Source organism: uncultured Xylophilus sp., from assembly GCA_913776965.1.
Classification (GTDB): domain Bacteria; phylum Pseudomonadota; class Gammaproteobacteria; order Burkholderiales; family Burkholderiaceae_C; genus Xylophilus.
The window spans coordinates 36,944-59,834 of sequence record CAJYQL010000025.1 but is presented as its reverse complement, the minus strand read 5'-3'; the positions used below and the strand labels follow the sequence as shown (position 1 = coordinate 59,834).

Below are 22,891 nucleotides of genomic sequence, written 5' to 3'. Positions count from 1 at the left end.
CGGTCTCACCGCTTGCGGAAGATGCGCTCCTGCCGCACCACCGGTTCGAAGCCCGGCGCATGCGCGGAGAAATCCAGGCTTTCCTTGCTGCCCAGACCCAGGAAGCCGCGCCGGCAGAGGGATTCGCGGAACAGGCCGAGCGCCCGGTCCTGCAGCCGCTTGTTGAAGTAGATCAGCACGTTGCGACAGGAGACCAGATGCGTCTCGGAGAACACGCTGTCGGTGGCCAGGCTGTGGTCGGCAAAGGTGATGTGGTCGCGCAGCGTGCGGTCGAACAGCACGCCGCCATAGGCCGCGGTGTAGTAGTCCGACAGCGAGCGTAGCCCGCCGGCCTGCTGGTAATTGGCGGTGTAGCCGCGCAGATGGTCGAGCGCGAAGATGCCCTGCCGCGCCTTCTCCAGCGAGTGCGGATTGATGTCGGTCGCATAGAGGATCGCCCGGTCGAGCAGGCCTTCCTCGCGCAGCAGGATCGCCAGGGAGTAGACCTCTTCGCCGGTACTGCAGCCGGCGATCCACACCTTGATCGACGGGTAGGTCCTCAGGACCGGCACCACGTGCTGGCGCAGCGCCAGGTAGTACGACGGGTCGCGGAACATCTCGCTGACCGGCACCGTGAGGTACTGCAGCAGCCGATGAAAGGCGTCCGGGTCGTGCAGCACCCGGGCCTGCAGGTCCGAGATGGTCGCGCACTCGAACTGGGTCGCGGCATGCAGCACCCGGCGCCGCAGCGACGCGATCGAGTAGTCCCGGAAGTCGTGGCTGTAGCGCAGGTAGATCGCATCGACCAGCAGGCGCAGTTCGATCTCTACGTTGCCGGCCGTCGCGGCGCCGGCCGCGCTGGCCGGCGATTCGGCGGAAGAGGAGATCACGTCGCGGTGCGCTCCATCTTGGGCATCCAGACCCGCAGGAGCGAGAAGAGGCGGTCCAGCTCCACCGGCTTGGCGAGGTAGTCGTTCGCGCCCGCCTTCAGGCACTGCTCCTGGTCGTCCTTCATCGCCTTGGCCGTGACCGCGATGATCGGCAGCTTCTGCCAGGCCGGGTTCTTGCGGATCTCCTGGGTGGCTTCCAGGCCGTCCATCTCCGGCATCATCACGTCCATCAGCACCAGGTCGATGTCGGGCACAGCGGCCAGCCGCTCGAGCGCCTCGAGCCCGTTGCGGCCGACCTCGACGAAGGCGCCCTTGTGCTCCAGCGCGCTGGTGAGCGCGAAGATATTGCGCACGTCGTCGTCCACCAGCAGGATCTTGCGGCCCTCGAACACCTTGTCGCGGCTGCGTGCAGTGCGCAGCATGGTCTGGCGTTCGGACGACAGCTCGGCCTCGACCTTGTGCAGGAACAGCGTGACCTCGTCGAGCAGCCGCTCCGGCGAGCGGGCGCCCTTGATGATGATCGAGTGCGAGTAGCGCATCAGCTCGGCCTCTTCCTCGCGGGTGAGGTTGCGGCCGGTGTAGACGATCACCGGCGGGAAGGAGCAGATCTCCTCGCTCGACATGCGCTTGAGCAGCTCGTTGCCGGTCATGTCGGGCAGTTTCAGGTCGATGATCATGCAGTCGTAGACGCTGTCGCGCAGCAGGTCCAGCGCCTGCGCGCCGAATTCGACCGCGGTGATGTCCACGTCCTCGTCGCCGATCAGGTGGCTAATGCTTTCGCGCTGGCGCGCATCGTCTTCCACCACCAGCACCCGCTTGACCTTCTGCGTCAGCTTGTCCTCGAGCTTGCGGAAGATGTCCTTCAACTGTTCGCGGGTGGTCGGCTTGACCGCATAGCCGATGGCCCCCAGGTGCAGCGCTGTCTCGCTGCGGTCCTCGGCGGAGATGACGTGGACCGGGATATGGCGGGTCTGTGGGTTCTCCTTGAGCCGCTGCAGCAGCGAGATGCCCGGGCCGTCGGGCAGGCCCATGTCGAGCAGGATCGCGTCCGGCAGGTGTTCGGTGGCGAGCTTGAAGCCGTCGGCGATGCCGTGGGCGACCACGCAGCGGTAGCGCAGTTCGTGCGCCAGGTCGTAGAGGATGTGGGCGAACTTCGGTTCGTCCTCGACCACCAGCACCAGGCGCTGGCCGCGCTCGGGCGTCAGTGAGCGGTCGTCGGCGAAGGTGGGGGCGGGCACCGCGACAGTGGCCGGGGCAGGCCGCTCGGCGCTGCGGGCTGGTGCGACTGCCGGCGCGGGCGGCGCGCGCGGTACCGGCGGTGCGACCGGCGCCGGCGCGGCGGGGGCGCGGGCCGGCGCCTCGTAGGCCTGCGGCAGGACCAGGGTGAAGGTGCTGCCTTCGCCGGGTGCGCTCTGCACCGTGAGGGTGCCGCCGAGCAGGTGCGCCAGGTCGCGCGAGATGGTCAGGCCGAGGCCGGTGCCGCCGTAGCGCCGGCTGGTGGTGCCGTCGGCCTGGCGGAACGCTTCGAAGATGCTGTCCTGCTGGTCGGCGCGGATGCCGATGCCCGAATCCTGCACCGCGAAGGCGATGCCGCCGCCGGGATGCGACGACACGGTCAGCGACACCTCGCCGGTGTCGGTGAACTTCACCGCGTTCGACATCAGGTTCTTCAGGATCTGTTCGAGCCGCTGCCGGTCGGTGTGCAGTGTGGTCGGGGTGCCGGGCGCCACCGTCACCTGCAGGCCCAGCTTCTTCTGGCCGGCGAGCGGCTCGAATGTCATGCGCAGACTGTCCGCCAGCCGCGCGACGCTCAGGTCCTGCGGCCGCATGTCGAGCTTCCCGGCCTCGACCTTCGAGATGTCGAGGATGTCGTTGATCAGGTTCAGCAGGTCGTTGCCGGCGCTGTAGATCGACTCGGCGAACTTCACCTGCTCGGCCGTCAGATTGCCCCGGTCGTTGTCGGCCAGAAGTTTGGCCAGGATCAGCGAGCTGTTGAGCGGCGTGCGCAACTCGTGCGACATGTTCGCGAGGAATTCCGACTTGTAACGGCTGGCGCGCTGCAGCTCCTCGGCACGGGCTTCCAGTTCGTTGCGTGCCTCGTTGAGCGCCAGGTTGCGCTGGTCGAGCAGCTGTGCCTGTTCGGACAGCCGGTGGTTCGACTGCTCCAGTTCGACCTGCTGCACTTCGAGGCTCGCTTGCGATTCGCGCAGGACGCGCGACTGTTCCTCCAGCTCCTCGTTGGCGGTGCGCAGCTCTTCCTGCTGCACCTGCAGTTCCTCGTTCAACTGCTGGGTTTCGGCCAGCATGTCCTGCTGGCGCTGGCGGAAGCGAGCCGCCTCGATCGAGCTGCCGACCGACGGCGCGACCAGCTGCAGCAGTTCGGCGTCGCGCTCATGCAGCGGGCGCAGGAACCCGAGTTCGAGCACCGCCACCACCTCGCCGTCGCGCTCGATCGGCAGGATCGTCGCGGCCGCCGGCACGCCCTGGCCGATGCCGGAGGTGACGCGCAGGTAGTCGTCCGGCAGGTTGTCCAGCCGCAGCAGCCGGCGTTCGACGGCGGCCTGGCCGATCAGGGTCTGCGGACCCTGCAGCACCGGCTGCTCGTCCTCCAGCTCGCGGCTGAAACCGTAGGTGGCCGCGCGGCGCAGGCCGCCCTGTGCGTCGCGCACATAGAGCGCGCCGACAGCGCTGCCCAGGTACTTGGCCATGAAGTCCAGCAGGTTGCGGCCGAGCACCGGCGTCGCCTGCTGACCGATCAGCCGGGCCGACAGCTGGCTCTGCCCGTCGCGCAGCCAGGCCTGCTGCTGCAGCGTGCCGGCATGCGCCGCTTGGTCCTGCAGCACCCGGTCGTAGGTGCCGGACAGCCGCTGCAGCTCGCGCCGGCCGAACCAGGCGAGGCCGATGCCGAAGGCCAGGCTGAACGCCAGATAGACCGCGACGATGATGACGGTCGAGCGGTGCGCCCGGTCGTTGCGCTCCTGCAGCAGCCGCTGCTCGCTGGAGAGGAATTCGCGAAATTCGCGACGGATCTCGTCGGTCAGCCGCTTGCCGCGGCCGGAACCGACCTGGCGCATATAGGCTTCCGGGTCCACCCGCCGCTGGGCGATCAGCTCCTGCGCATATTCCAACCACTGCCGCTGCATCGCCGCGATGCGGCCGAGCCGATCGGCCTGCGTGGGGTTGTCGGCCACGGTTTTCTGCAGTGCCTCGATCTCCGGCAGGAAACGCGCGCGGGCGACCTCGAACGGGTCGAGGAAGCGCTCGTCGCCGCCGATCAGGAAGCCGCGCATGCCGGTTTCCATGTCGGCGCTCAGGGCCGACAGCTCGTGCGCGTTGCTGATCGTGCGGTCGGTGTGTTCGACCCACGACAGTGCATTCAGCAGGTAGAAGATGAGCGCAGTGAACAGGCCCGCGCTCAGCAGGCCGACGCCGAGCGGCAGTGCGACGTTGCGGGCAAGGATGCGACGGAAGGCGCGCTGGTCGATCGAAGTCGTGTGATTCATGGTCTCGCGGAGGCGGCGCTCGGATCGGACGAAGGCAGCCGGCGAGTGTGCACGATGCCTTCGCCAGACGGCGTAGGCCTAAATCCCGAACTCGGCCGACCCGCGCCGGCGGGGCGTCTCAGGTGAGGAAGTCCTCCAGCAGACGCGCCACCTGCGCCGGCTGGTCGTGGTGCAGCATGTGTCCGGCGTCCTCGACCCGCGCGGTGCGGCAGTCCGGCACCGAGCGCAGCCGCGCGTGGTAGTCGGCCAGGGTGTAGCGGTCCTTCCACCACAGGCGCATCGAGTCGTCCGACGCCTCTACCGACAGCACCGGCGCGGCGATGGCGGCGTAGTGCGCCAGCACTTCCTCGACCCGGTAGAGCTGCGCGTTCACCACCTTGTGGGCCGGATCGCCCAGGATCTGCCAGCGTTCGCTGCCGTCGGGCTGGCGCACCGGCCGGGCCCAGTGCTGCGCCAGCCAGCGGGCCCGGTCCAGCGCCAGCCGCGGGTTGGTGCGCATCAGCCGGCGGGCGACGCCGTCGGCATCGTCGTAGGCCGTGAGCGCCTTCTCGCCCACGGCGAAGGCCTTTACCTCGTCGATCCACTGCGCGTGCCGCGCCGGCGCCTGGTCGGGTGTGGTGGCCGGCAGGCCGAAGCCCTCCAGGTTCACCAGCCGGCGGATGCGCGCGGGCCGCACGCCGGCATACAGCATCGCGATGTTGCCGCCCATGCTGTGGCCGACCAGGTCGACCGGCGCATCGCCGGTGACGGCGTCGAGCAGGCAGTCCAGGTCGGCGAGGTAGTCCGGGAACCAGTAGTGGTCGACCGGCGCCCCCTCGGTCAGGCCGAAGCCGCGCCAGTCGGGCGCGATCACCCAGCGGTCTTGCGACAGCGCATCCACCACGAACTGCCAGGACGCGCCCACGTCCATCCAGCCGTGCACCAGCACCAGCGGCGGCGTGCCGTCGCGCGGCTCGCTCCAGGTGCGCAGGTGGTAGCGGTGATTGCGCAGGGCGACGGTGCGGCTGCGGGCGGTGCGGATCGGTGTGTACATGCGTCCGATGGTACGCAGCCGGTCTGTCGCACCTGCGACATTTGCTATCGATCCGATAGCTGCTTGCGCAGGCGGGATGAGCGCTAGATGCCGATTTCGTCACGATCAAGGCGCCGGATGCCGGAAGCTGTTGTAATGCCCGGTTTCGATCCGTTCGGGAGTTCCCCTATGCACAAGATTCGCCTCGGCCAGAGCCCGCTCCACGTCACGCCGGTCTGCCTCGGCACCATGACCTTCGGCGAGCAGGTGGACGAAGCCGCGGCGCACGCGATCCTGGACCGCGCGCTGGAACGCGGGGTGGACTTCCTCGATACCGCAGAGATGTACGCCGTGCCGGCACGCGCCGAAACCTACGGCGCCACCGAGACGATCATCGGCCGCTGGTTCGCCGCCCGCCCCGGTGTGCGCGACCGGGTGACGTTGGCCACCAAGGCGGCCGGCCCGTCGCGCGGCATGCCGTGGATCCGGGCGGGGCAGGGCCTGACAGCCGACGACATCGTCGCCTCCTGCGAGGCGAGCCTGCGCCGGCTGCAGACCGACACGATCGATCTCTACCAGATCCACTGGCCCGAGCGCCACGTGCCGGCCTTCGGCGAGATGTACTACGACCCGTCCAAGGAGCGTTCCGACACGCCGATCCACGCCCAGCTGGAAGCGCTCGGCCGGCTGGTGCAGGCCGGCAAGGTGCGGGCGATCGGCCTGTCGAACGAGACGCCCTACGGCGTGCACGAGTTCGTCCGGCTGGCGGAGCAGCACGGGCTGCCGCGCGTTGCGTCGGTGCAGAACGTGTACTGCCTGCTCAGCCGCGGCGTGGAGAACGCGCTGGACGAAACGCTGCACCGGCTGGAGGTGTCGCTGCTGGCGTATTCGCCGCTCGCCTTCGGCCTGCTGACCGGCAAGTACGACGCCTCGGGCACCACCGGGCCGGGGGCGCCGCAGGGCGCCCGCATCGCGACCTACGAATCGGTGCGCAAGCAGCGCTGGGGCCGGCCGGCCGCCCTGGAGGCGGCCCGGCGCTACAACGCGCTGGCACGCGCCCACGGCCTGACGCCCGCCCGGATGGCGCTGGCCTTCTGCTACACGAAGTGGCAGGTCGCGAGCACGATCATCGGCGTGACCTCGGTCGCGCAGCTCGACGAGAACCTGGACGCCTGGGGCACCACGCTGTCGCCGGAGCTGCTCGCCGAGATCGACCGCATCCGCCTGGAATGCCGCGACCCGGCCCAGTGACGAGACGATGGCGAAGAAGCAGCACGTCTCCGAAACGCCCGCCACGCAACTGCTGCGGGCGCACGGCGTGGATTTCACCGAGCACCCGTACGAGTACCTGGAGCACGACGGCGCACTGCACAGCGCGGAGGTACTGGGGCTGGACCCGTTCGCGGTCGTCAAGACGCTGGTGATGCAGGACCAGGACGCCAGGCCGCTCCTGGTGCTGATGCACGGCAACCGCACCGTGTCGACGAAGAACCTGGCGCGGCAGATCGGCGCCAAGTCGGTGGAGCCGTGCAAGCCCGAGGTCGCCAACCGCCACAGCGGCTACCTGGTGGGCGGCACCTCGCCGTTCGGCACGCGCCGGGAGATGCCGGTCTACATCGAGGAGACGATCCTCGCGCTGCCGCGCATCTGCATCAACGGCGGCCGGCGCGGCTATCTGGTGGGGCTCGATCCGCAGGTCTGCGTGCAGCTGCTCGGCGCCCGGCCGGTGCAGTGCGCGCTGGCAGAATAGCCGCCCGTTCTTCGACCGACCCTCCGCCGTCATGCTGCTCACCGTTCTGGCCACCGTGGCCGCCTACCTCGTCGGCTCCCTGTCCTTCGCGGTGATCGTCAGCCGGGCGATGGGCCTGGCCGATCCGCGCGGCTACGGCAGCGGCAATCCGGGCGCGACCAATGTGCTGCGCTCCGGCAGCAAGGCCGCGGCCATCGCTACGCTGGTGCTCGATGCGGCCAAGGGCTGGCTGCCGGTGCTGGTGGTGCGGCTCTGGGGCGGCGACTGGGGCCTGGGCGCCGAGACGGTCGCGCTGGTCGGCCTGGCGGCATTCCTCGGCCACCTGTATCCGGTGTTCTTCCGCTTCCAGGGCGGCAAGGGCGTGGCGACCGCGCTAGGCGTGCTGCTCGGCATCGCGCCGTGGCTCGGGCTGGCGACGGCGCTTACCTGGCTGATCGTGGCGGTGTTCTTCCGCTATTCGTCGCTCGCCTCGCTGGTGGCAGCGGCCTTTGCGCCGTTCTATTACCTGTTCGGCGACGATATCGCCTGGGAAGCGGACCGTCGCATCGCCCTGGCGATTGCTGCGATGGCGCTGCTGCTGGTGTGGCGGCACCGGGCGAACATCCGCCGGCTGCTGGCCGGCAACGAGTCGCGGCTCGGCGCCAAGAAGAAGGGCTGAGCGAAGCCCCCGGGTTCCGGCTGCCGCTGTAGGTCGCTGCTAGCGCGGTGCGCCGGCGCGGCGTTCCAGATGCCGGCGGGCGAACACGCCGACCTGCAGCAGCCGCAGGTTGTTCAGCGGTGTCTCGATCCGGCCGCGCGGGATCGGCGCGCGCACCTGCGGCGCCTGCGCGGTGAGATGCAGCCGCGGCTGCCGCAGCGCACGGCCCTCGCGGTCCACCACGATCGCGACCGCCGGCGTGCGGGCGTCGTCGGTGCGGCGCACCACGACCGCGATCTCGTCGCTGTCGAGCTGCACGAAGGTGCCCGGCGGCCACACGCCGACCGCCCGCAGCAGCGCCTGCGCCATTTCCTCGTGGTAGTCGCCCTGTCCGTCGAGCAGCGCGCGCACCGATTCCGATGCGCTGCGGCCGCTGCGGGTCACGCGCGGGCTGATCATCGCGGCGTAGCGGTCGATCGCGTTGAGCACATGGGCCAGGCGGTCCGCCGGTTCCAGCGCGCCCCAGCCCCGCGTGCGGCGGCTCTGGCCGACGGAATGGTGGATGCGCACCACCTCCAGGCACAGCCGGTCGGCGACGCCCAGCCGCTGCAGCAGCAGCGCGCCTTCGTAGGCATGGCCTTCGACCGTCTGGCGCTGCGCGGCCGACAGCCGTTCGTTCTGCTGCGCTAGCTTGTCCTGCAGCTCGGTCATCGCGATGTTCATTGTCATCGCCGCCTGCACCAGCACGTCGCGTTCGGCCGCCGGCAGCCGCAGCTCGCCGGCGACCAGGTGGCACAGCGCGGCGCAGACGAGCGCGTGCGAGGCGCTGTACCCGGCCGACGAGGTCGAGGCCAGCTGGAACAGCATGTAGAGCGCGATGTCCGGGTCCTGCTCCATCAGCCAGCGCATCCACCGGTCGTACTGGCGCAGCTTGAGCGCGAAATCCTGCACCGCCAGCGGCTGCACCAGCACCATCGACAGCCCCGCCTCCAGGTCGGACCACTGGCCGAGCAGGTCTTCGCTAGGGTCGTCGGCGGGCGGTGCCGGGGCGCGGGAGGAGGGGTCCATCGGGGAGAGCCGCGGGCTGTCGGGCAGCCGGCGCGACGGTGCGTGCCGGCCTGCGCCTCAGTCGCGGAAGTTGTTGAAGCTGAGCGGCACGTCGGTCACATCCTTCTTCAGGATCGCCATCGCGGCCTGGAGGTCGTCGCGCTTGGCGCCGGTCACCCGCACCGCGTCGCCCTGGATCGCGGCCTGCACCTTCAGCTTGCTGTCCTTGATCAGGCGCTGGATCTTCTTGCCCAGCTCGGCCTCGATGCCGTTCTTCACTTTCAGCACCTGCTTGACCTTGTCGCCGCCGATCTTCTCGACCTTGCCCTTGTCCAGGAAACGCACGTCCACACCGCGCTTGGTGAGCTTGGCATGCAGGATGTCCTCGACCTGCGCGAGCTGGAAGTCGGCGTCGCCGAAGATGGTGATGTCCTTGTCCTTCAGCTCGACGGCGGCGGAGGTGCCCTTGAAGTCGAAGCGGGTGGCGATTTCCTTGGCGGTGTTGTCGACCGCGTTGCGGACCTCCACCAGATCGGCTTCGCAGACGGTATCGAATGAGGGCATGGCGGACTCCTGGCTCCAGCGGGAAAAAGCGTCGATGGTATGCGACCCGGGGGTGTCGCCGCCAGCCGCAGGCCGGCGTGTGGGCATGCGACGCGCGGCCGGCCGTCAGTAGCGGCGCTCCAGCACCATCACGTCGTTGGTTCGGTTCATCTGGAACTGGTTCAGGAAACTGTTGCCGAGCAGCACGAACGGCATCGGCTGCGGCGTGACCACCGCGTCCACGTCGTAGAGCGTCACGTCGCCGACACGCACGGTGGCCAGCCGGGTGCGCCAGCCCTGAGCGACGCCGTTGGCGGTGCTCATATTCACCGGCGTGCCGCGCCGGTAGTCGATGCCGAGCCGGTCGGCCTCGGACTGACCGAGCGCGACGGTGCTGGCGCCGGTATCGACCAGGAACTGCGTCGGCCGGCCGTTGATGCTGCCGTCGGGCCGGAAGTGGCCGGCGCCGTCGCTCACCATCGCGATGCGGCGGCCACCGCCGTTCGACGGTGCCGCGGCGCCGACCGTGGCCGGCGCGCCGCCGAGCTGCAGCACGGTGCGGCGCCCGGCGATCTCGACCGTCGCATCGGCACGGCCGACGGCCAGCACCTTCACGCCGCCGGCGGTCTCGCCCGCGCCGAGCGTGCGCGTCTGGCCGTCCACCACCAGCAGCGCCCGGCTGCCGAGAATGCCGGCCAGCGTCACCGTGGCGGTGGCGTTCGCCCCGCCGGGCAGCAGAGCGCAGGCCACGAGGGCCAGGACCCCGCGGCGGATTGGAAGGAAGGGCAGGGGCATCGGTCGGACACCCCGCCGGTCCGGGATGCAGGTGCGAAAATGCGGCGCATGTTAGTCGAGAAGAACGTCCCGCTGCAGCCCTACAACACCTTCGGCATCGTGGCCCGCGCCCCGCTGCTGGTGCGCGTCCGCGGCGAGGAGGACGTGCACGCCGTGCTGGCCGACCCGGCGCTGGCGGCGATGCCGCGCTTCGTGCTCGGCGGCGGCAGCAACATCGTGCTGACCGGCGACGTGAAACCGCTGGTACTGAAGGTCGAGGTCCGCGGGCGGCGGCTGGTCGAGGCGACCGACAAGGCCTGGATCGTCGAGGCCGGTGCCGGCGAAAACTGGCACGACACGGTGGCGTGGACGCTGGCCCAGGGCTTTCCCGGCATGGAGAACCTGGCGCTGATCCCGGGCACCGTAGGCGCATCCCCGGTGCAGAACATCGGCGCCTACGGCGTCGAATTGCAGGACCGCTTCGATTCGCTCGACGCGATCGACCTGCAGACCGGCCGGCTGTTCACCCTCGATGCTGCGCAGTGCGCCTTCGGCTACCGGGATTCGATCTTCAAGCACACGGCCACCGGCCCGAACGATCTGGGCCTGGCCGGCCGCGCGCTGATCCTGCGGGTGCGCTTCCGGCTTCCGCGGCCGTGGACGCCGGTGCTCGGCTACCTCGACCTGGAGCGCCGCCGGCAGGAGGAGGGCGTGGAGCATCCCACGGCGCGGCAGATCTTCGACTGGGTCTGCGAGGTGCGCCGCGCCAAGCTGCCGGACCCGCGCGTCATCGGCAACGCCGGCAGCTTCTTCAAGAACCCGACGGTCACGCCCGAACAGTGCGCCGACATCATCGCCCGCGACCCGAAGATCGTGCACTACCCGATGCCCGACGGCACCATCAAGCTGGCAGCGGGCTGGCTGATCGACGCCTGCGGCTGGAAGGGCAAGTCGGTCGGCAACGCCGGCGTGTACGAGAAGCAGGCGCTGGTCTTGGTGAACCGCGGCGTCGCCCGGACGGAGACGAGCGCAACCGGCGGCGAGGTGATGACGCTGGCCAAGGCGATCCAGACCAGCGTGTACGAGCGCTTCGGTATTCGGCTGGAGCCGGAGCCGGTGGTGGTCTGAGCGGGAGGAGCTCTGTCGGGCACCCGGTGCCTTAGGGCCGCATGGCGCATTTGCGATGGCCGCCGTAGCGACTACAGCGCATCCAGCGGGCTGAGAATGCCGCGCCCACCCTTGTTGAGCACGTGGGTGTAGATCATGGTCGTGCTGACATCGGCATGCCCCAGCAGTTCCTGCACGGTGCGGATGTCGTAACCGGCCTGCAGCAGATGGGTCGCAAACGAATGGCGCAGCACATGCGGGCTAACGGGTTTATCGATCGTCGTCAGCTTGGCGGCTTCGCGCACCGCGCGTTGCACCGATTCCGGATACACATGGTGCCGCCGCTCCATCGGTTGGCCCGTCGCAGCATCGGGGCGTGGGTCCATGGAGCGCACGGGCGACGGAAACACATACTGCCAAGCCCAGCTCCGGTCGGCATGCGGATATTTGACCGACAACGCATGCGGCAGATAGACGCGGCCCAACCCTGCCTCTACATCTTTTTCGTGCAGTAATCGGGCTTTCTGCAATTGAAGCTGCAGCGGTTGAATCAGGTTTTCAGGCAATACCGTGATCCGGTCCTTATTGCCTTTGCCTTCGCGTATCACGATTTCCCGCCGTGCGAATTCCACGTCTTTGACGCGCAGGCGCAGGGCTTCCAGCAGACGCATTCCGGTGCCGTAAAGTAATTGGGCAATCAGGCCAGGCGTGCCGTGCATATGCAATAACAGTTCCCTGACCTCTGATGCCGTCAGTACCACCGGCAGGCGCTTCGGCGTTTAGGCCTGTACCACTTCGTCGAGCCATGGAAGATCCACACCCAGCACCTGCTTATACAGGTACAAGATTGCCGCCTTGGCCTGATTTTGCGTGGATGCCGATACCTGCCGGTCGACAGCGAGGTGTGTCAGAAAGGCTTCGATCTCCGCTGCCCCCATGTCCTGCGGATGGCGTTTGCCGTGGAACAGGATGAATCGCCGGGCCCAGTCCACATAGGCGGCTTCGGTCCGGATGCTGTAATGCCGTACGCGCAGGTGCTCACGTAGACGGTCGAGCAGTTTGGGAGGCGCGGGGGCGGCGACGGGTACTGGTGGCAGGGGCGTGCGATTGTTGGCATCGGCCGAGGAATTCATCCGGGAAATTTTAGGTTTGCCTAAACGCCTACGGTGTGGTGTTTTCCCCGCGGCGACGCTATGGATGTTGTTTTGGCAGACCGCCGGCGCTAGGATCGTGGTCGTCTAAATCTAGTTAGGCCTGTGGCACATACCTCTTCAGCCATTGAAGTTGATCGGGCTCTGACGGCTGAGGAAGTCGCGCTGGTTCGGTGGCTGCTCGCGCATGGCGAAGCGGACAACGCCGCCTACTTGGAACAACTCAAGCTGGCGCGCGTTCGTCGGCTTTGCCCCTGCGGATGTGCAAGCATCGACTTTTCCGTAGCTGGCAAAGTGCCTCCCAGAGGTGGCATGAATGTCCGCTCTGATTTTCAGTGGCGGAGCGCAGCTGGCCATCTCAATGGCGCCTTCGTGTTTGCCCAAGGCGGATTACTTGCCGGGCTGGATCTGTGGTCGATTGATGGCGGCGAAACGCCTGATACGCTTCCACCAACAAATGCTCTGGTGCGGTATGGCAGCGCACAGGCCTAACAATTCGTCCAAGCCGACGCCGCTACGCGGCGCGGCTTAACTCAGGCGTTAGGCGGCGCAAGAAAGCCACCATGCATCGATCAAAAGTCAGCTCCGATTGGCCCAATGCTCTGCGGTGGTTCCTGTGCCAGGAACTCGTTCACTTCACGCCGTGGCATTTCTTCACACAGCCTGATCAGTTTGCTTTCGCCGCTCGCGCTTTTGCACGAGAAGATGTGAGTCGCGGTTAAGTCTTGGTATTCGCGCAACGGCAAGACTGCGATGATTTCGCGGGGTTGGAGATTCATAACGGAAAGGTAGCGAATCGCGTCATTTGTTTTCACCCGGTATTCGGGTCAGGGTCGAGCGAATCGCCACGAACCTGGAACATCGTTTCCGAGACGTTTGATGACGTCTTTGACTTTGTTGCCAAGCGCGTAGTCACCGATATGAAAGACTGGGCATCAATCGAAGATGCACGAGACCTCGATGGCAGCGCCTAACCCTTCCATCGAGAGGACGTCACAAGGGCTGCGCCCTTGCGCCGCCTCTCATGTCAAACGTTAGGCGTCGAAATGAAGCGGATTTCATCGGTTCTCCTCAGTTCACTTCTCGCAGCGACAGGATCTTCAATGGCAGCGGAAACTCTCGAAGTTGGAGATGTCGGCCCGTATGCAGTTCAGGCCGCCAAGAGCAACCCAAACAAACTTGTCCTCGTCTACATACCCGCGCTTTCTGCGCTTCTAGCCAGAGCCACTGAACTCAAAGGCAAGCCTCTATCAGAGGCAGAGATTCAGAAAATTGCCAGTCAAGCAGAAGTCGTTGCGGCACCGAAGGAAGTGGCCGATGCTGTCATTCAGCAGAGGGGCGGCACGAGGTGAGTGCTTCAGTTCCAGAAGAACCAGGGCCTCGCGAGAGAGGCAACGCGACGCCTAACTCTTCCATCGAGAGGACGCTTTCCGGCCTTCGGCCTCCAAGCGCCTCTCATGTCAAACGTTAGGGAACTCAAGTGGCTATCGGTACGCTTTACGTCGTTCAATCGAAGACTGAGTCGCTCTTTCAGGAGGCCAAGTCCAAATCTGATTGGTATCAGGCGATGCAAGATGCCGGCGTCTCGGAAGCACGCTCGCTCGATGCCCAAGACTCACTGCCCGCCTGGGAGTACTCAATCGGCGAAGCGAAGCCACAGGGACAGTTGGGCAGGCTCTTCGTTGGAGACCTGCGCAGCGAAGAGGATTTAACAGGTGATCCCATGGTTGCATTTCACGGTGTCGCGGCAGTCGAAGCTATGGCCGCCGATCTGGCATCAATGGGTGAGCTTGGGCTTCACACCGTCCTTTCAGCTAGTGGTCACGGAGCCGATACTTGGCTTTATCAGCCTTTGCTGCAGTTCTTGGCGCAAGCCTCGGCTCGCCATGAGGCAGTCGTTGTTCTTTCGGGTAACTAGTGCGGCGCAACGCGTTCCCTAACCCCTCCGTCAAGGGGACGTCTTGCGGCAAGCCGCAAGCCGCCCCTTACGTCGAACGTTAGGCATCGATCAAGATGCACACATTCAACCTCTTCGCCGACTACTTCCAGTTCTCTTTGCAGGATGAGGCCGCTAAAGGCGATTTGTCCGAGTCCTGGACTGAAGAAGCCGTCGACCGGCTTCTCGCGGTCGCACCTGGAACGGTCGGCATTCGCACCGTTCGGAACATGGACGTTCCGGTATCAGTCGAGGTTCTCGCCGTCGAGCCAGCGCTCGACTTGAGGGCTTGGCAACACGTAGTCGAGTGCTCGCTGGAAGTCACAAGCCCGCATCTTGTCATTGCGGGCTGTACCGACTACTGTCCAGTTGCAGCGCGCATCCGAGTTGAACCCGGAAGTTATCGGGTTCGTGCGTGCTTTGCAGAGCTGGATACGCTGTCCGAAGACGGATTGGAAGGCAATGATCGCTATCACCTTCAACTCTGGCCCGCTGCGCCGTTGCCCGTGGTTGTTCGCAAATTGCGCGATGCCTGACCCTTCCGTCAAGGGAACCTGCCCTTCGGCAGGCCCCTCACGTCGAACGTTAGGAGCCAGAAACCTTGAAGCATGCAATCGTCGAGTGAAACGCAGCCGCTGAGCCTCGCAGATTTGCCGACCGTAGATGAGGCACTCAAGGAGTTCGACACCCACATCATCGAGTACCGCCGAGTGCTTCACGACGAAGGAATATGGCTTTTCCTCTCGACAGTCGGCTGCTGGGGAGTACCTCAGCCCATATTTCAGTCCGTCGCTTACGGCATTACGGTCGTCCTCTTCGGCGAACGGGTCAAAAGCCGTTATACGGAGCGAAAGTCTTTCACTAAGTTGGCAAAGGCGCTCGAGACTCGGATAGAGCGCGAGTCGGACGAGGCGGCAGTCCGAATAAGGCAGTTACTCCTGCCTGAGCGACTTAGGAAAAAACAGCTTTCAGGGTTGCGGCCTTTGTGGGAGAGCAAAATTTTCCTGGGGTGCTGGCTGTTTTATGGCGCAAGCTTTGCCTATGCCTTTCTTTTCTTTGGCAAGACAACAGCCTAACCCCATTTTCAAGCGGACGCCTCGCGGCGCCGCACGAGTAAAACTTTGGACGCCTTGAATTCGCTATTACCTAATCATTGTCTGTTGGACCCGCGCCGTGATGGCCGCTTGGCTCTTCGCCCGGCGCTTGGCAGCATCCAAGGTGGGAACTACAGCAGTGGCGCGGATTGATAGCGAAGCACTGCGAAATTGATGAATCGATGGCCTATTAGCCGGTGGTTTAGTTCACGGACCAAAAGTCAGTCGAGCACTCTTCAACCTTCGTAGCGGGTGGCAGTTCACCGTTGCCACCGGTGGGGGCGACAGTCAAGGTCTGCTGCCTTCCCGCCGATCCAGAGGCCGCCTTCATCGCAAGCCTTTTGCAGATGTGGGCAGCACCAATGACGCCCTCGGACTTGGCGGGAACGGCGTTCCTCGGGGCGCTCGCAATGTGAGGGCGCTGCGCCGCACGACTCGCGCGCCAGTCCAGGACGGCGATGTGCCCCCGCGCGGTGCACGGAAGCTGACGGGCCAACGGCCCGTCGCTTGTTTCCTGCGTCAGCTTTTCCGATGTCCTTCATCCGCCAGCTGCGGCAGTGCCATCCCCCCGCCCACCGCCAGCAAACCGGCATTCGTATAAATCGCCAGCTTCTCCCGCGTATCCACGATGTCCAGGTTGCGCATCGTCAGCTGACCGATCCGGTCGGCCGGCGAGAACGGCGCGTCTTCCACCTTTTCCATCGACAGCCGTTCCGGCGCGTAGGTCAGGTTGGGCGACTCGGTGTTCAGGATCGTGTAGTCGTTGCCGCGGCGCAGTTCGAGCGTCACCTCGCCGGTGACGGCCTTCGCGACCCAGCGCTGGGCGGTCTCGCGCAGCATGATGGCCTGCGGGTCGAACCAGCGGCCCTGGTAGAGCAGGCGGCCGAGCTTCTTGCCGTTCATCCGGTACTGCTCGATCGTGTCCTCGTTGTGGATGCCGGTCACCAGCCGCTCGTAGGCGATGAACAGCAGCGCGAGGCCCGGAGCCTCGTAGATGCCGCGGCTCTTGGCCTCTATGATGCGGTTCTCGATCTGGTCGCTCATGCCCAGGCCGTGGCGGCCGCCGATGCGGTTGGCTTCCAGGAACAGCTTGACCAGGTCGTCGAAACGCTGGCCGTTCAGGGCGACCGGGCGGCCTTCCTCGAAGCGCACGGTGACTTCCTCGCGCGCGATCTGCACTTCGTCCTTCCAGAAGGCCACGCCCATGATCGGGTTGACGATCTTCATGCCGGTGCCCAGACTTTCCAGGTCCTTGGCCTCGTGCGTCGCGCCGAGCATGTTGCTGTCGGTGCTGTAGGCCTTTTCGGCGCTCATCTTGTAGCCGAAGCCGGCGGCGGTCATGTACGCCGACATCTCCGACCGGCCGCCCAGCTCGTCGATGAAGGCCTGGTCGAGCCAGGGCTTGTAGATCTTCAGCGCCGGGTTGGTCAGCAGGCCGTAGCGGTAGAAGCGCTCGATGTCGTTGCCCTTGAAGGTGCTGCCGTCGCCCCAGATGTGGACGTCATCCTCTTTCATGGCAGCCACGAGCATCGTACCGGTCACCGCGCGGCCGAGCGGCGTGGTGTTGAAGTAGGTCACGCCAGCGGTCGAGATGTGGAAGGCGCCGGCCTGCAGGGCGGCGATGCCTTCGGCGGCGAGCTGCTGGCGGCAGTCGATCAGGCGGGCCTTCTCGGCGCCGTACTGCATCGCCTTGCGCGGGATCTCGTCGTAGTCGGGCTCGTCGGGCTGGCCGAGGTTGGCGGTGTAGGCATAGAGCAGGGCGCCCTTGTTCTTCATCCAGTGCAGCGCGGCGCTGGTGTCGAGGCCGCCGGAGAAGGCGATGCCGACCTTCTGGCCGGCGGGAACGTTTTGCAGGATGGTGGACATGGTGGTGCTGCGTCGCCGGATCAGCCGAAGTGGCAGATGTAGTGGTAGGCCTCGGTCACGCGGATCTCGAAGCTGGAGTTGCCGGGCACGTCGAACTTCTCGCCCGGGCCGGACGCGATCCAGGCATCGGTGCCGGCCAGCTTGTATTCGCAGCCGCCGGCCACGCATTCCATGATCTCGGGCGCGCCGGTGTTAAAGGTCAGCGTCGCGGGCAGCACCACGCCGACCGACTTCTTCGTGCCGTCGGCCAGCGTGATGCCGTGGCTCACGCACTTGCCGTCGAAATAGACGTTGGCCTTGGTGGTGACGGTGACGCCGTCGATCTGGTCGGTGCTGCTCATGGTGCGCTTCTCGGCTGGAGACAAAACCCGCGATTTTAGGTGCCGCCGCATCCGTCGGCCCGCCCGGTGCGTATCCCCGGGAACGGCCGGCGCTCGGCCACAATCGCCGCCATGCCGCACGACCGCTCCGACGACCATCTCATCGCCCTCATGCACCGCATCGCCGTCCAGGATTCCGCCGCGCAGGCTGCGCTGAAGGAACTCTACGACCTGACATCGTCCAAGCTGTACGGCTTGGCGGTCAAGGTGACGGGCAACCGAAGCTGGGCGGAGGATGTGCTGCAGGACGCCTATCTGAATATCTGGCGCATCGCAGGCGACTACCGCGCCGCCCTCAGCCCGCCGATGGCCTGGATGGGCGTGATCGTGCGCAGCCGGGGACTGGATTTCCTGCGTCGGCGCACCAGCGAGCGGGCCGACCAGGGCGTGGAGCTGGACGACTTCATCCAGGAGACGGTGGCCGGCGACGGTACCGACCCGCTGGACGCGGCCCATGCGAGCGAGCAGGCCTGGGCGCTGCACCAGTGCCTGTCGCGGCTGGAAGCCAAGCAGCGCGAGGTGGTGAGCCTGGCCTACCTGCGCGACCTGAGCCACGGCGAACTGTCGGACCAGCTGCAGCTGCCGCTCGGGACGGTGAAGACCTGGATCCGCCGGGGCCTGGAACAGCTGCGCGGCTGCATGGCGCGTTACGCGGGCTGATCCGGTCGCCCGCAAATCGAGAGCACGAGAGGACGAACCATGAACCTGCTGCGCCACCCCAACCTGCTCGACCAGCTGGCGGCCAGCCATGCGCTCGGCACCCTGCGCGCGGGCGCACGGCGCCGCTTCGAGCAGATGGCCCGCGACAACCCCGGCGTGCGCGCCCGGGCGCTCTATTGGCAGGAGACGCTCGCGGCGCTGACCGAACTGCAGCCGGCCCATGTGCCCGGCCCGAACGTCTGGAAGCGGATCGAGAACCAGCTGCCGTCGCGCCTGCCGGCCGCGAATGCACCGGCGCCGCGTGCCGCTGCCGGCCCGGCCGACGATCTGCTCGCGCGGCTGCGACGGTCGCTCGGCCTGTGGCGGGGTGCGGCGTTCGCCGGGGCGCTCGCGACCGTGGTGGCGGTGGTGGTCGGCATCCGGCTCGACGGCGAAGCCGACCGGCGCGGCGCGGCGCTGGCGCTCGCGTCGCAGAACCTGGCGCAGGCCACCCGCGAGAAGCAAACGCTGAGCGCGCAGCTGCAGACGACACCGCAGATCGAATACGTCGCCGTGCTGTCGAACGACCAGGCCGCCCCGGCGGTGCTGGTCACCTTCGATCCGGTTCGGCGCAGCCTGACGCTCAAGCGCGTCGGCAGCGGGTTCCAGGAGACGGCCGACCAATCGCTCGAACTCTGGGCGCTGCCGCCGGGCGGCAGCCCGCAGTCGCTGGGCGTGATGGGCACGAACGCACCGCTGAGCCGCCTGACCGCCGCCGAGGCACAGGTTGCGCCGGTGCCGCAGCTGGCGATCTCGCTGGAGCCCAAGGGCGGCGCACCGGCTGGCGGCGGGCCGACCGGGCCGATCCTCTTCAAGGGCGCGCTGCTGAAGACGACGCTGTGATGCTATCGAAAAGATAGCTGCGTGCGCAGAGACCACCTGTGCAAAAGGCCTGAAACCATCAAAAAAGGAGCCGTGCGGCTACTTTTTGATTCGGCGGGGCGCCCCGTTCAACGCCAGTGGCCGTACCCGCGGCTGTAACCCAGGTTGAGCGACACGCCCAGCGGCGCCGCGTAGACCGGCGCCGGCCGGTAGTAGCTGGGCGCATAGACCACCGGCGGCGGTCCGTAGGGCACGACGACGCTCGACTGCACGATGGCCGGCTGCGCGTAGGCCGGCGCCACATAGCCCGGCTGCGGATAGGTCGGCGGCACCGCATAGGCGGCCTGCGGGGCGGGGGTGGCGTAGGTGTCGGACACCGCACCCACCTGCACCGGCACCCACTGGCCCGGGTCGCTGGCCATCTGCGTCGTGTACTGCCGGCCCGCATATTCGTAGGTGACGTTGTAGCCGACGGTGCGGTTCTCGTAGGTGGTCTGGGTGACGCAGTTCGCCACATTCTGCACCTGCGGATAGCCGCCTTCGACCTGGTTGCCGAGCACCGCGCCGCCGAACAGGCCGAGCGCGGTCGCCGCAGCCCGTCCGCCGCCGTTGCCGATCGCGTTGCCCAGGGCGCCGCCCGCGAGCGCGCCCATCACCGCACCGGCGCCGGTGCGCGGCGCCTGGGTGACGACCTGCTGGGTACCGCAGACCTGCTGCGGCACGGCGACCTGCTGCATCACCGGCGTGGTGGACAACACCCGGCCCATTTCGCGGCCGGCGCCCCGGTCCTGCGCCAGGGCAGCGCCCGATGCGGCGGCGGCCGCGGCTGCCACGGCCGACAGCAAAAGAACTCGTGTCATCGTCAACTCCTTGCGTGCGGCGCGCGTGCGCCGGCTGCGTGCTGGGAGTGTAGAAGCGGGGCGGGAGTTCCCGATGCTGCCCGCAGGTAAAGCCCGGTAAAGCCCCGTAAAGGCGGATGAATGCGCCGCGGCGGCAGGGCCGGAGTCAGGCGATGCGGCGCGCCCAGTCGTCCGCATCGAACCCGACCGTCACGGTGCCGTCGGGCCATTCGACGACCGGACGCTTGACGATGCTCGGCTGCGCCTGCATCAGCGCCACCGCGCCGGCATCGGTGCCGGCAGCCGCCTGGGCCGCCGCGTCCAGGCCGCGCCAGGTGGTGCCGCGCCGGTTCAGCAGCCGGTCGCGGCCGACCGCCGCCATCCAGGCCGGCAGGGCAGAGGCCGGCACGCCGCTTTTCTTGAAGTCGTGGAAGCGGACGTCCACCTGCCGGTCCGCCAGCCAGGCGCGCGCCTTCTTGACCGTGTCGCAGTGGGGGATGCCGTAGAGCGTGACCATCCGCGGATTGTGCCGTGGGCGACAATCCCGGCCCTTATGCACACACTCGACGACTGGCTGGCCCACTGCGAACGGCTGCACCCGACCACCATCGACATGGGCCTCGACCGGGTTCGCACCGTGGCGCAGCGGCTCGACCTGCGCTTCGCGGCCACGGTGGTGACCGTGGCGGGCACCAACGGCAAGGGGTCGACCTGCGCGATGCTGGAATCGATCGCGCTGGCCGCCGGCTGGAAGACCGGGCTCTATACCTCGCCGCACCTGGTGCGCTTCGAGGAACGCTGCCGGGTGAACGGCGACATCGTGTCGCCCGGCGCGCTGGTGCCGCATTTCGCGGCTGTCGAACAGGCCCGGACCGAAGGTGGCGATGCGGTCAGCCTGACGTACTTCGAATTCACGACGCTGGCCATCCTGCGGCTGCTGTCGCAGGCGGGGCTGGACCTGGTGGTGCTGGAGGTCGGGCTCGGCGGCCGGCTGGATGCGACCAACATTGTCGATACCGACTGCGCGGTGATCACCAGCATCGACATCGACCACACGGAATTCCTCGGCAACACCCGCGAGGCGATCGGCTTCGAAAAGGCCGGCATCATGCGGCCCGGCCGGCCGGCGATCGTCAGCGACCCGATGCCGCCTGCCAGCGTGGCCGCGCATGCCGCGGCGGTCGGCGCCGACCTGTGGCAGGCCGGCCGCGACTTCAACGTCTCGGGCGACAAGCAGCAGTGGGGCTGGGCCGGACGCGGCCGGCGTTTCAGCGGGCTGGCCTATCCGGCGCTGCGCGGCGCGAACCAGCTGGTCAACGCCGCCGGCGTGCTGGCAGCCTTCGAGGCGCTGCGCGACCGGGTGCCGGTCACCGCGCAAGCGATCCGCACCGGTCTGGCGCGGGCCGAACTGCCGGGCCGCTTCCAGATCGTGCCGGGCCAGCCGACGCTGGTGCTCGACGTGGCGCACAACCCGCATTCGGTCGCGGCGCTCGCCGAGAACCTGGACGCGATGGGCTTCTTCCCGACCACCCATGCGGTCTTCGGCGCGATGGGTGACAAGGATCTGGGCACGATGCTCGGCCGCGTCGGCCCGCTGGTGGACCGGTGGTATTTCTGCGACCTGCCCACGCCGCGGGCCGAAACCAGCGCCCGGCTATGCGCCAAATGGAACGCGCTGCAGATGGTCGCCGGCGGGCGCCGCGCGGTGCCCGCATCGGCCCATGCGGCACCGCAGCAGGCGCTCGACGCGGCGGTCGCCGCCGCAGACCCCGCTGATAGAATCGTCGTCTTCGGATCGTTCTACACCGTCGGCGGTGTGCTCGCGAACGGCGTCCCCCGCCTCACGGCCAAGCACCTCGGCTAGCTCCCCTTCTCATGGCTTTTTTCAAGTTCCGGTGGCCCGGACGCGGCGAACAGGACGATGGCCGGCAGCAGGATGCCCGCCGGTCGGGCCGTTCGCGGCGCGCCACGCCGCCGCCCGCCGAAAGCGCCGAGACGCTGCGCCGCCGGGCACGCCACCGGCTGATCGGCGCTGCGGTGCTGCTGGTGGTCGGTGTCGTGGGCTTCCCGGTCTTGTTCGATACGCAGCCGCGGCCGATTCCGGTCGACATTCCCATCGCGATCCCCGACCGCAACCAGGCGCCTGCGCTGGTCATGCCCGGCGCCCGGGCGTCCGGCGGGACCGTGGAGGCGGGTAGCACCGCTCCCGCCGCGTCAGCGACTACGTCGGCACCGGCCGCTGCGACTGCCGTAGTGCCGGCGGCTTCCGTTGCCGCTCCGACCACCGCGCAGCGCGGTGCCAATGCCAACGGGCTCGACGACAACGAAGAAGTCGTCGCATCGTCTTTGCCGCGCAAGCCGGCGGAGGAGCCGGCCGCCCGCAAGGAACCTGCGGCCCGCAACGAGCCGGCGAAGCCCGCGGCCGAGACCGCCAAACCCGCCGAGCCGCGCCGCGAGGCACGCACCGAATCCAAGCCCGAGACCCGCCCCGAGCCCAAGCCGGAACGCCCGGCCGCGCTGCGGGTGGACGAGGCGGCCCGCGCCCGGGCGCTGCTGGAAGGCCGCAGCGACCTCGCCGTGGCCGCAGCGCCGGCAGCTGCTTCGACCGCGGCTGCCGCGGCGGAGGGTCGGTTCGTCGTCCAGGTGGGCGCCTTCGGCGATGCCGATAAGGCGCAGGAGGCGCGCGGCAAGCTGAGCCGCGGCGGCCTCAAGACCTACGTGCAGACGGTTGAGACCAAAGACGGCAAGCGCCACCGGGTGCGGGTCGGTCCGTTCATGAGCCGTGCCGAAGCCGACAAGGCGGCCGCCCGCATCCGGGGGCTGGATTTGCCCGCGAGCATCCTCAGCTTGTAGCGAGAAGCG

The 22,891-nt window shown here is 67.5% G+C and carries 24 protein-coding genes and 1 pseudogene; 13 read left to right on the top strand and 12 right to left on the bottom strand.

Annotated elements, in window-relative coordinates; translation table 11 throughout:
- Positions 1-5: 5 nt before the first annotated feature.
- The 3 genes from QZ500_RS03945 to QZ500_RS03935 all read right to left on the bottom strand — a co-directional run bounded on the left by QZ500_RS03945 (position 6) and on the right by QZ500_RS03935 (position 5,405).
- Entirely contained in the window at positions 6-866 is an 861-nt protein-coding gene (locus QZ500_RS03945; protein ID WP_295851382.1) for a CheR family methyltransferase, read from the bottom strand.
- Positions 866-4,372, bottom strand: a complete 3,507-nt coding sequence (locus QZ500_RS03940) for a response regulator (RefSeq protein WP_295851112.1) — start codon at positions 4,370-4,372, stop codon at positions 866-868. Before QZ500_RS03940 ends, QZ500_RS03945 begins: the two co-directional genes overlap by 1 nt.
- A 118-nt stretch (positions 4,373-4,490) precedes the next feature.
- On the bottom strand, positions 4,491-5,405 hold the full coding sequence (locus tag QZ500_RS03935) for an alpha/beta hydrolase (RefSeq protein WP_295851109.1): 915 nt from the start codon (positions 5,403-5,405) through the stop codon (positions 4,491-4,493).
- Between the two features lie 168 nt (positions 5,406-5,573).
- Here QZ500_RS03935 and QZ500_RS03930 point away from each other — a divergent pair, with 168 nt between their 5' ends.
- Genes QZ500_RS03930 through plsY form a run of 3 tightly spaced genes read left to right on the top strand, consistent with a single transcriptional unit; the run spans position 5,574 to position 7,792 of the window.
- A complete protein-coding gene (locus QZ500_RS03930; RefSeq protein WP_295851107.1) occupies positions 5,574-6,635 on the top strand; it encodes an aldo/keto reductase in 1,062 nt (353 codons plus the stop codon).
- 7 nt (positions 6,636-6,642) lie between these two features.
- On the top strand, positions 6,643-7,134 hold the full coding sequence (locus tag QZ500_RS03925) for an aminoacyl-tRNA deacylase (RefSeq protein ID WP_295851104.1): 492 nt from the start codon (positions 6,643-6,645) through the stop codon (positions 7,132-7,134).
- Between the two features lie 31 nt (positions 7,135-7,165).
- A complete protein-coding gene (plsY, locus tag QZ500_RS03920; RefSeq protein WP_295851102.1) occupies positions 7,166-7,792 on the top strand; it encodes a glycerol-3-phosphate 1-O-acyltransferase PlsY in 627 nt (208 codons plus the stop codon).
- 39 nt (positions 7,793-7,831) lie between these two features.
- Here plsY and QZ500_RS03915 read toward each other — a convergent pair whose 3' ends face one another.
- The 3 genes from QZ500_RS03915 to QZ500_RS03905 all read right to left on the bottom strand — a co-directional run bounded on the left by QZ500_RS03915 (position 7,832) and on the right by QZ500_RS03905 (position 10,156).
- On the bottom strand, positions 7,832-8,839 hold the full coding sequence (locus tag QZ500_RS03915; RefSeq protein ID WP_295851100.1) for a phosphodiesterase: 1,008 nt from the start codon (positions 8,837-8,839) through the stop codon (positions 7,832-7,834).
- Between the two features lie 57 nt (positions 8,840-8,896).
- Positions 8,897-9,382: a YajQ family cyclic di-GMP-binding protein gene (locus QZ500_RS03910; protein ID WP_295851096.1), complete on the bottom strand. Its 486-nt coding sequence runs from the start codon at positions 9,380-9,382 to the stop codon at positions 8,897-8,899.
- 105 nt (positions 9,383-9,487) lie between these two features.
- Positions 9,488-10,156, bottom strand: a complete 669-nt coding sequence (locus QZ500_RS03905; protein WP_295851091.1) for a TIGR02281 family clan AA aspartic protease — start codon at positions 10,154-10,156, stop codon at positions 9,488-9,490.
- 48 nt (positions 10,157-10,204) lie between these two features.
- Here QZ500_RS03905 and murB point away from each other — a divergent pair, with 48 nt between their 5' ends.
- On the top strand, positions 10,205-11,263 hold the full coding sequence (gene murB, locus QZ500_RS03900) for a UDP-N-acetylmuramate dehydrogenase (protein ID WP_295851087.1): 1,059 nt from the start codon (positions 10,205-10,207) through the stop codon (positions 11,261-11,263).
- A 71-nt stretch (positions 11,264-11,334) separates the two neighbouring features.
- On the opposite strand, the pseudogene QZ500_RS03895 reads toward murB, so the two are convergent.
- Positions 11,335-12,375: pseudogene (locus tag QZ500_RS03895) on the bottom strand (integron integrase).
- Positions 12,376-12,498: 123 nt separating this feature from the next.
- On the opposite strand from QZ500_RS03895, the gene QZ500_RS03890 reads away from it, so the two are divergent.
- A complete protein-coding gene (locus QZ500_RS03890) occupies positions 12,499-12,885 on the top strand; it encodes a hypothetical protein (protein ID WP_295851085.1) in 387 nt (128 codons plus the stop codon).
- A gap of 80 nt (positions 12,886-12,965) precedes the next feature.
- Here the strand turns inward: QZ500_RS03890 and QZ500_RS03885 are convergent, their stop codons facing one another.
- The gene (locus QZ500_RS03885; protein ID WP_295851082.1) at positions 12,966-13,172 is read right to left on the bottom strand and encodes a hypothetical protein; all 207 of its coding nucleotides are present in this window, start codon (positions 13,170-13,172) and stop codon (positions 12,966-12,968) included.
- Between the two features lie 324 nt (positions 13,173-13,496).
- On the opposite strand from QZ500_RS03885, the gene QZ500_RS03880 reads away from it, so the two are divergent.
- From QZ500_RS03880 to QZ500_RS03865, 4 genes are all read left to right on the top strand, one after another.
- On the top strand, positions 13,497-13,745 hold the full coding sequence (locus QZ500_RS03880; RefSeq protein WP_295851080.1) for a hypothetical protein: 249 nt from the start codon (positions 13,497-13,499) through the stop codon (positions 13,743-13,745).
- Positions 13,746-13,873: 128 nt separating this feature from the next.
- Positions 13,874-14,311 (top strand): hypothetical protein, encoded by a 438-nt coding sequence (locus tag QZ500_RS03875; RefSeq protein ID WP_295851078.1) that lies wholly within the window; start codon positions 13,874-13,876, stop codon positions 14,309-14,311.
- Between the two features lie 95 nt (positions 14,312-14,406).
- Complete coding sequence (locus tag QZ500_RS03870) at positions 14,407-14,865, top strand: hypothetical protein (protein ID WP_295851075.1); 459 nt, start codon at positions 14,407-14,409, stop codon at positions 14,863-14,865.
- Positions 14,866-14,937: 72 nt separating this feature from the next.
- Positions 14,938-15,405 carry a hypothetical protein gene (locus tag QZ500_RS03865; protein ID WP_295851071.1) on the top strand — a complete coding sequence of 156 codons (468 nt, stop codon included), beginning with the start codon at positions 14,938-14,940 and terminating at the stop codon, positions 15,403-15,405.
- Between the two features lie 537 nt (positions 15,406-15,942).
- Here QZ500_RS03865 and argG read toward each other — a convergent pair.
- Both argG and QZ500_RS03855 read right to left on the bottom strand, forming a co-directional pair.
- Complete coding sequence (gene argG, locus QZ500_RS03860) at positions 15,943-17,289, bottom strand: argininosuccinate synthase (RefSeq protein WP_295851069.1); 1,347 nt, start codon at positions 17,287-17,289, stop codon at positions 15,943-15,945.
- Between the two features lie 20 nt (positions 17,290-17,309).
- Complete coding sequence (locus QZ500_RS03855; RefSeq protein WP_295851066.1) at positions 17,310-17,630, bottom strand: pyrimidine/purine nucleoside phosphorylase; 321 nt, start codon at positions 17,628-17,630, stop codon at positions 17,310-17,312.
- A gap of 111 nt (positions 17,631-17,741) precedes the next feature.
- Here QZ500_RS03855 and QZ500_RS03850 point away from each other — a divergent pair, with 111 nt between their 5' ends.
- Positions 17,742-18,329, top strand: coding sequence for a sigma-70 family RNA polymerase sigma factor (locus QZ500_RS03850; protein WP_295851064.1), 588 nt, complete (start codon positions 17,742-17,744; stop codon positions 18,327-18,329).
- 39 nt (positions 18,330-18,368) lie between these two features.
- Entirely contained in the window at positions 18,369-19,211 is an 843-nt protein-coding gene (locus QZ500_RS03845; protein ID WP_295851062.1) for an anti-sigma factor, read from the top strand.
- A 107-nt stretch (positions 19,212-19,318) separates the two neighbouring features.
- Here QZ500_RS03845 and QZ500_RS03840 read toward each other — a convergent pair whose 3' ends face one another.
- Positions 19,319-20,050, bottom strand: coding sequence for a hypothetical protein (locus tag QZ500_RS03840; protein WP_295851060.1), 732 nt, complete (start codon positions 20,048-20,050; stop codon positions 19,319-19,321).
- 145 nt (positions 20,051-20,195) lie between these two features.
- Positions 20,196-20,546 (bottom strand): Spx/MgsR family RNA polymerase-binding regulatory protein, encoded by a 351-nt coding sequence (locus QZ500_RS03835; RefSeq protein WP_295851057.1) that lies wholly within the window; start codon positions 20,544-20,546, stop codon positions 20,196-20,198.
- A gap of 24 nt (positions 20,547-20,570) precedes the next feature.
- On the opposite strand from QZ500_RS03835, the gene folC reads away from it, so the two are divergent.
- Together folC and QZ500_RS03825 are read left to right on the top strand one after the other, a co-directional pair.
- The gene (folC, locus tag QZ500_RS03830; RefSeq protein WP_295851380.1) at positions 20,571-21,893 is read left to right on the top strand and encodes a bifunctional tetrahydrofolate synthase/dihydrofolate synthase; all 1,323 of its coding nucleotides are present in this window, start codon (positions 20,571-20,573) and stop codon (positions 21,891-21,893) included.
- Positions 21,894-21,904: 11 nt separating this feature from the next.
- Positions 21,905-22,882, top strand: coding sequence for an SPOR domain-containing protein (locus tag QZ500_RS03825; RefSeq protein ID WP_295851054.1), 978 nt, complete (start codon positions 21,905-21,907; stop codon positions 22,880-22,882).
- The last annotated feature ends 9 nt before the right edge of the window (positions 22,883-22,891 follow it).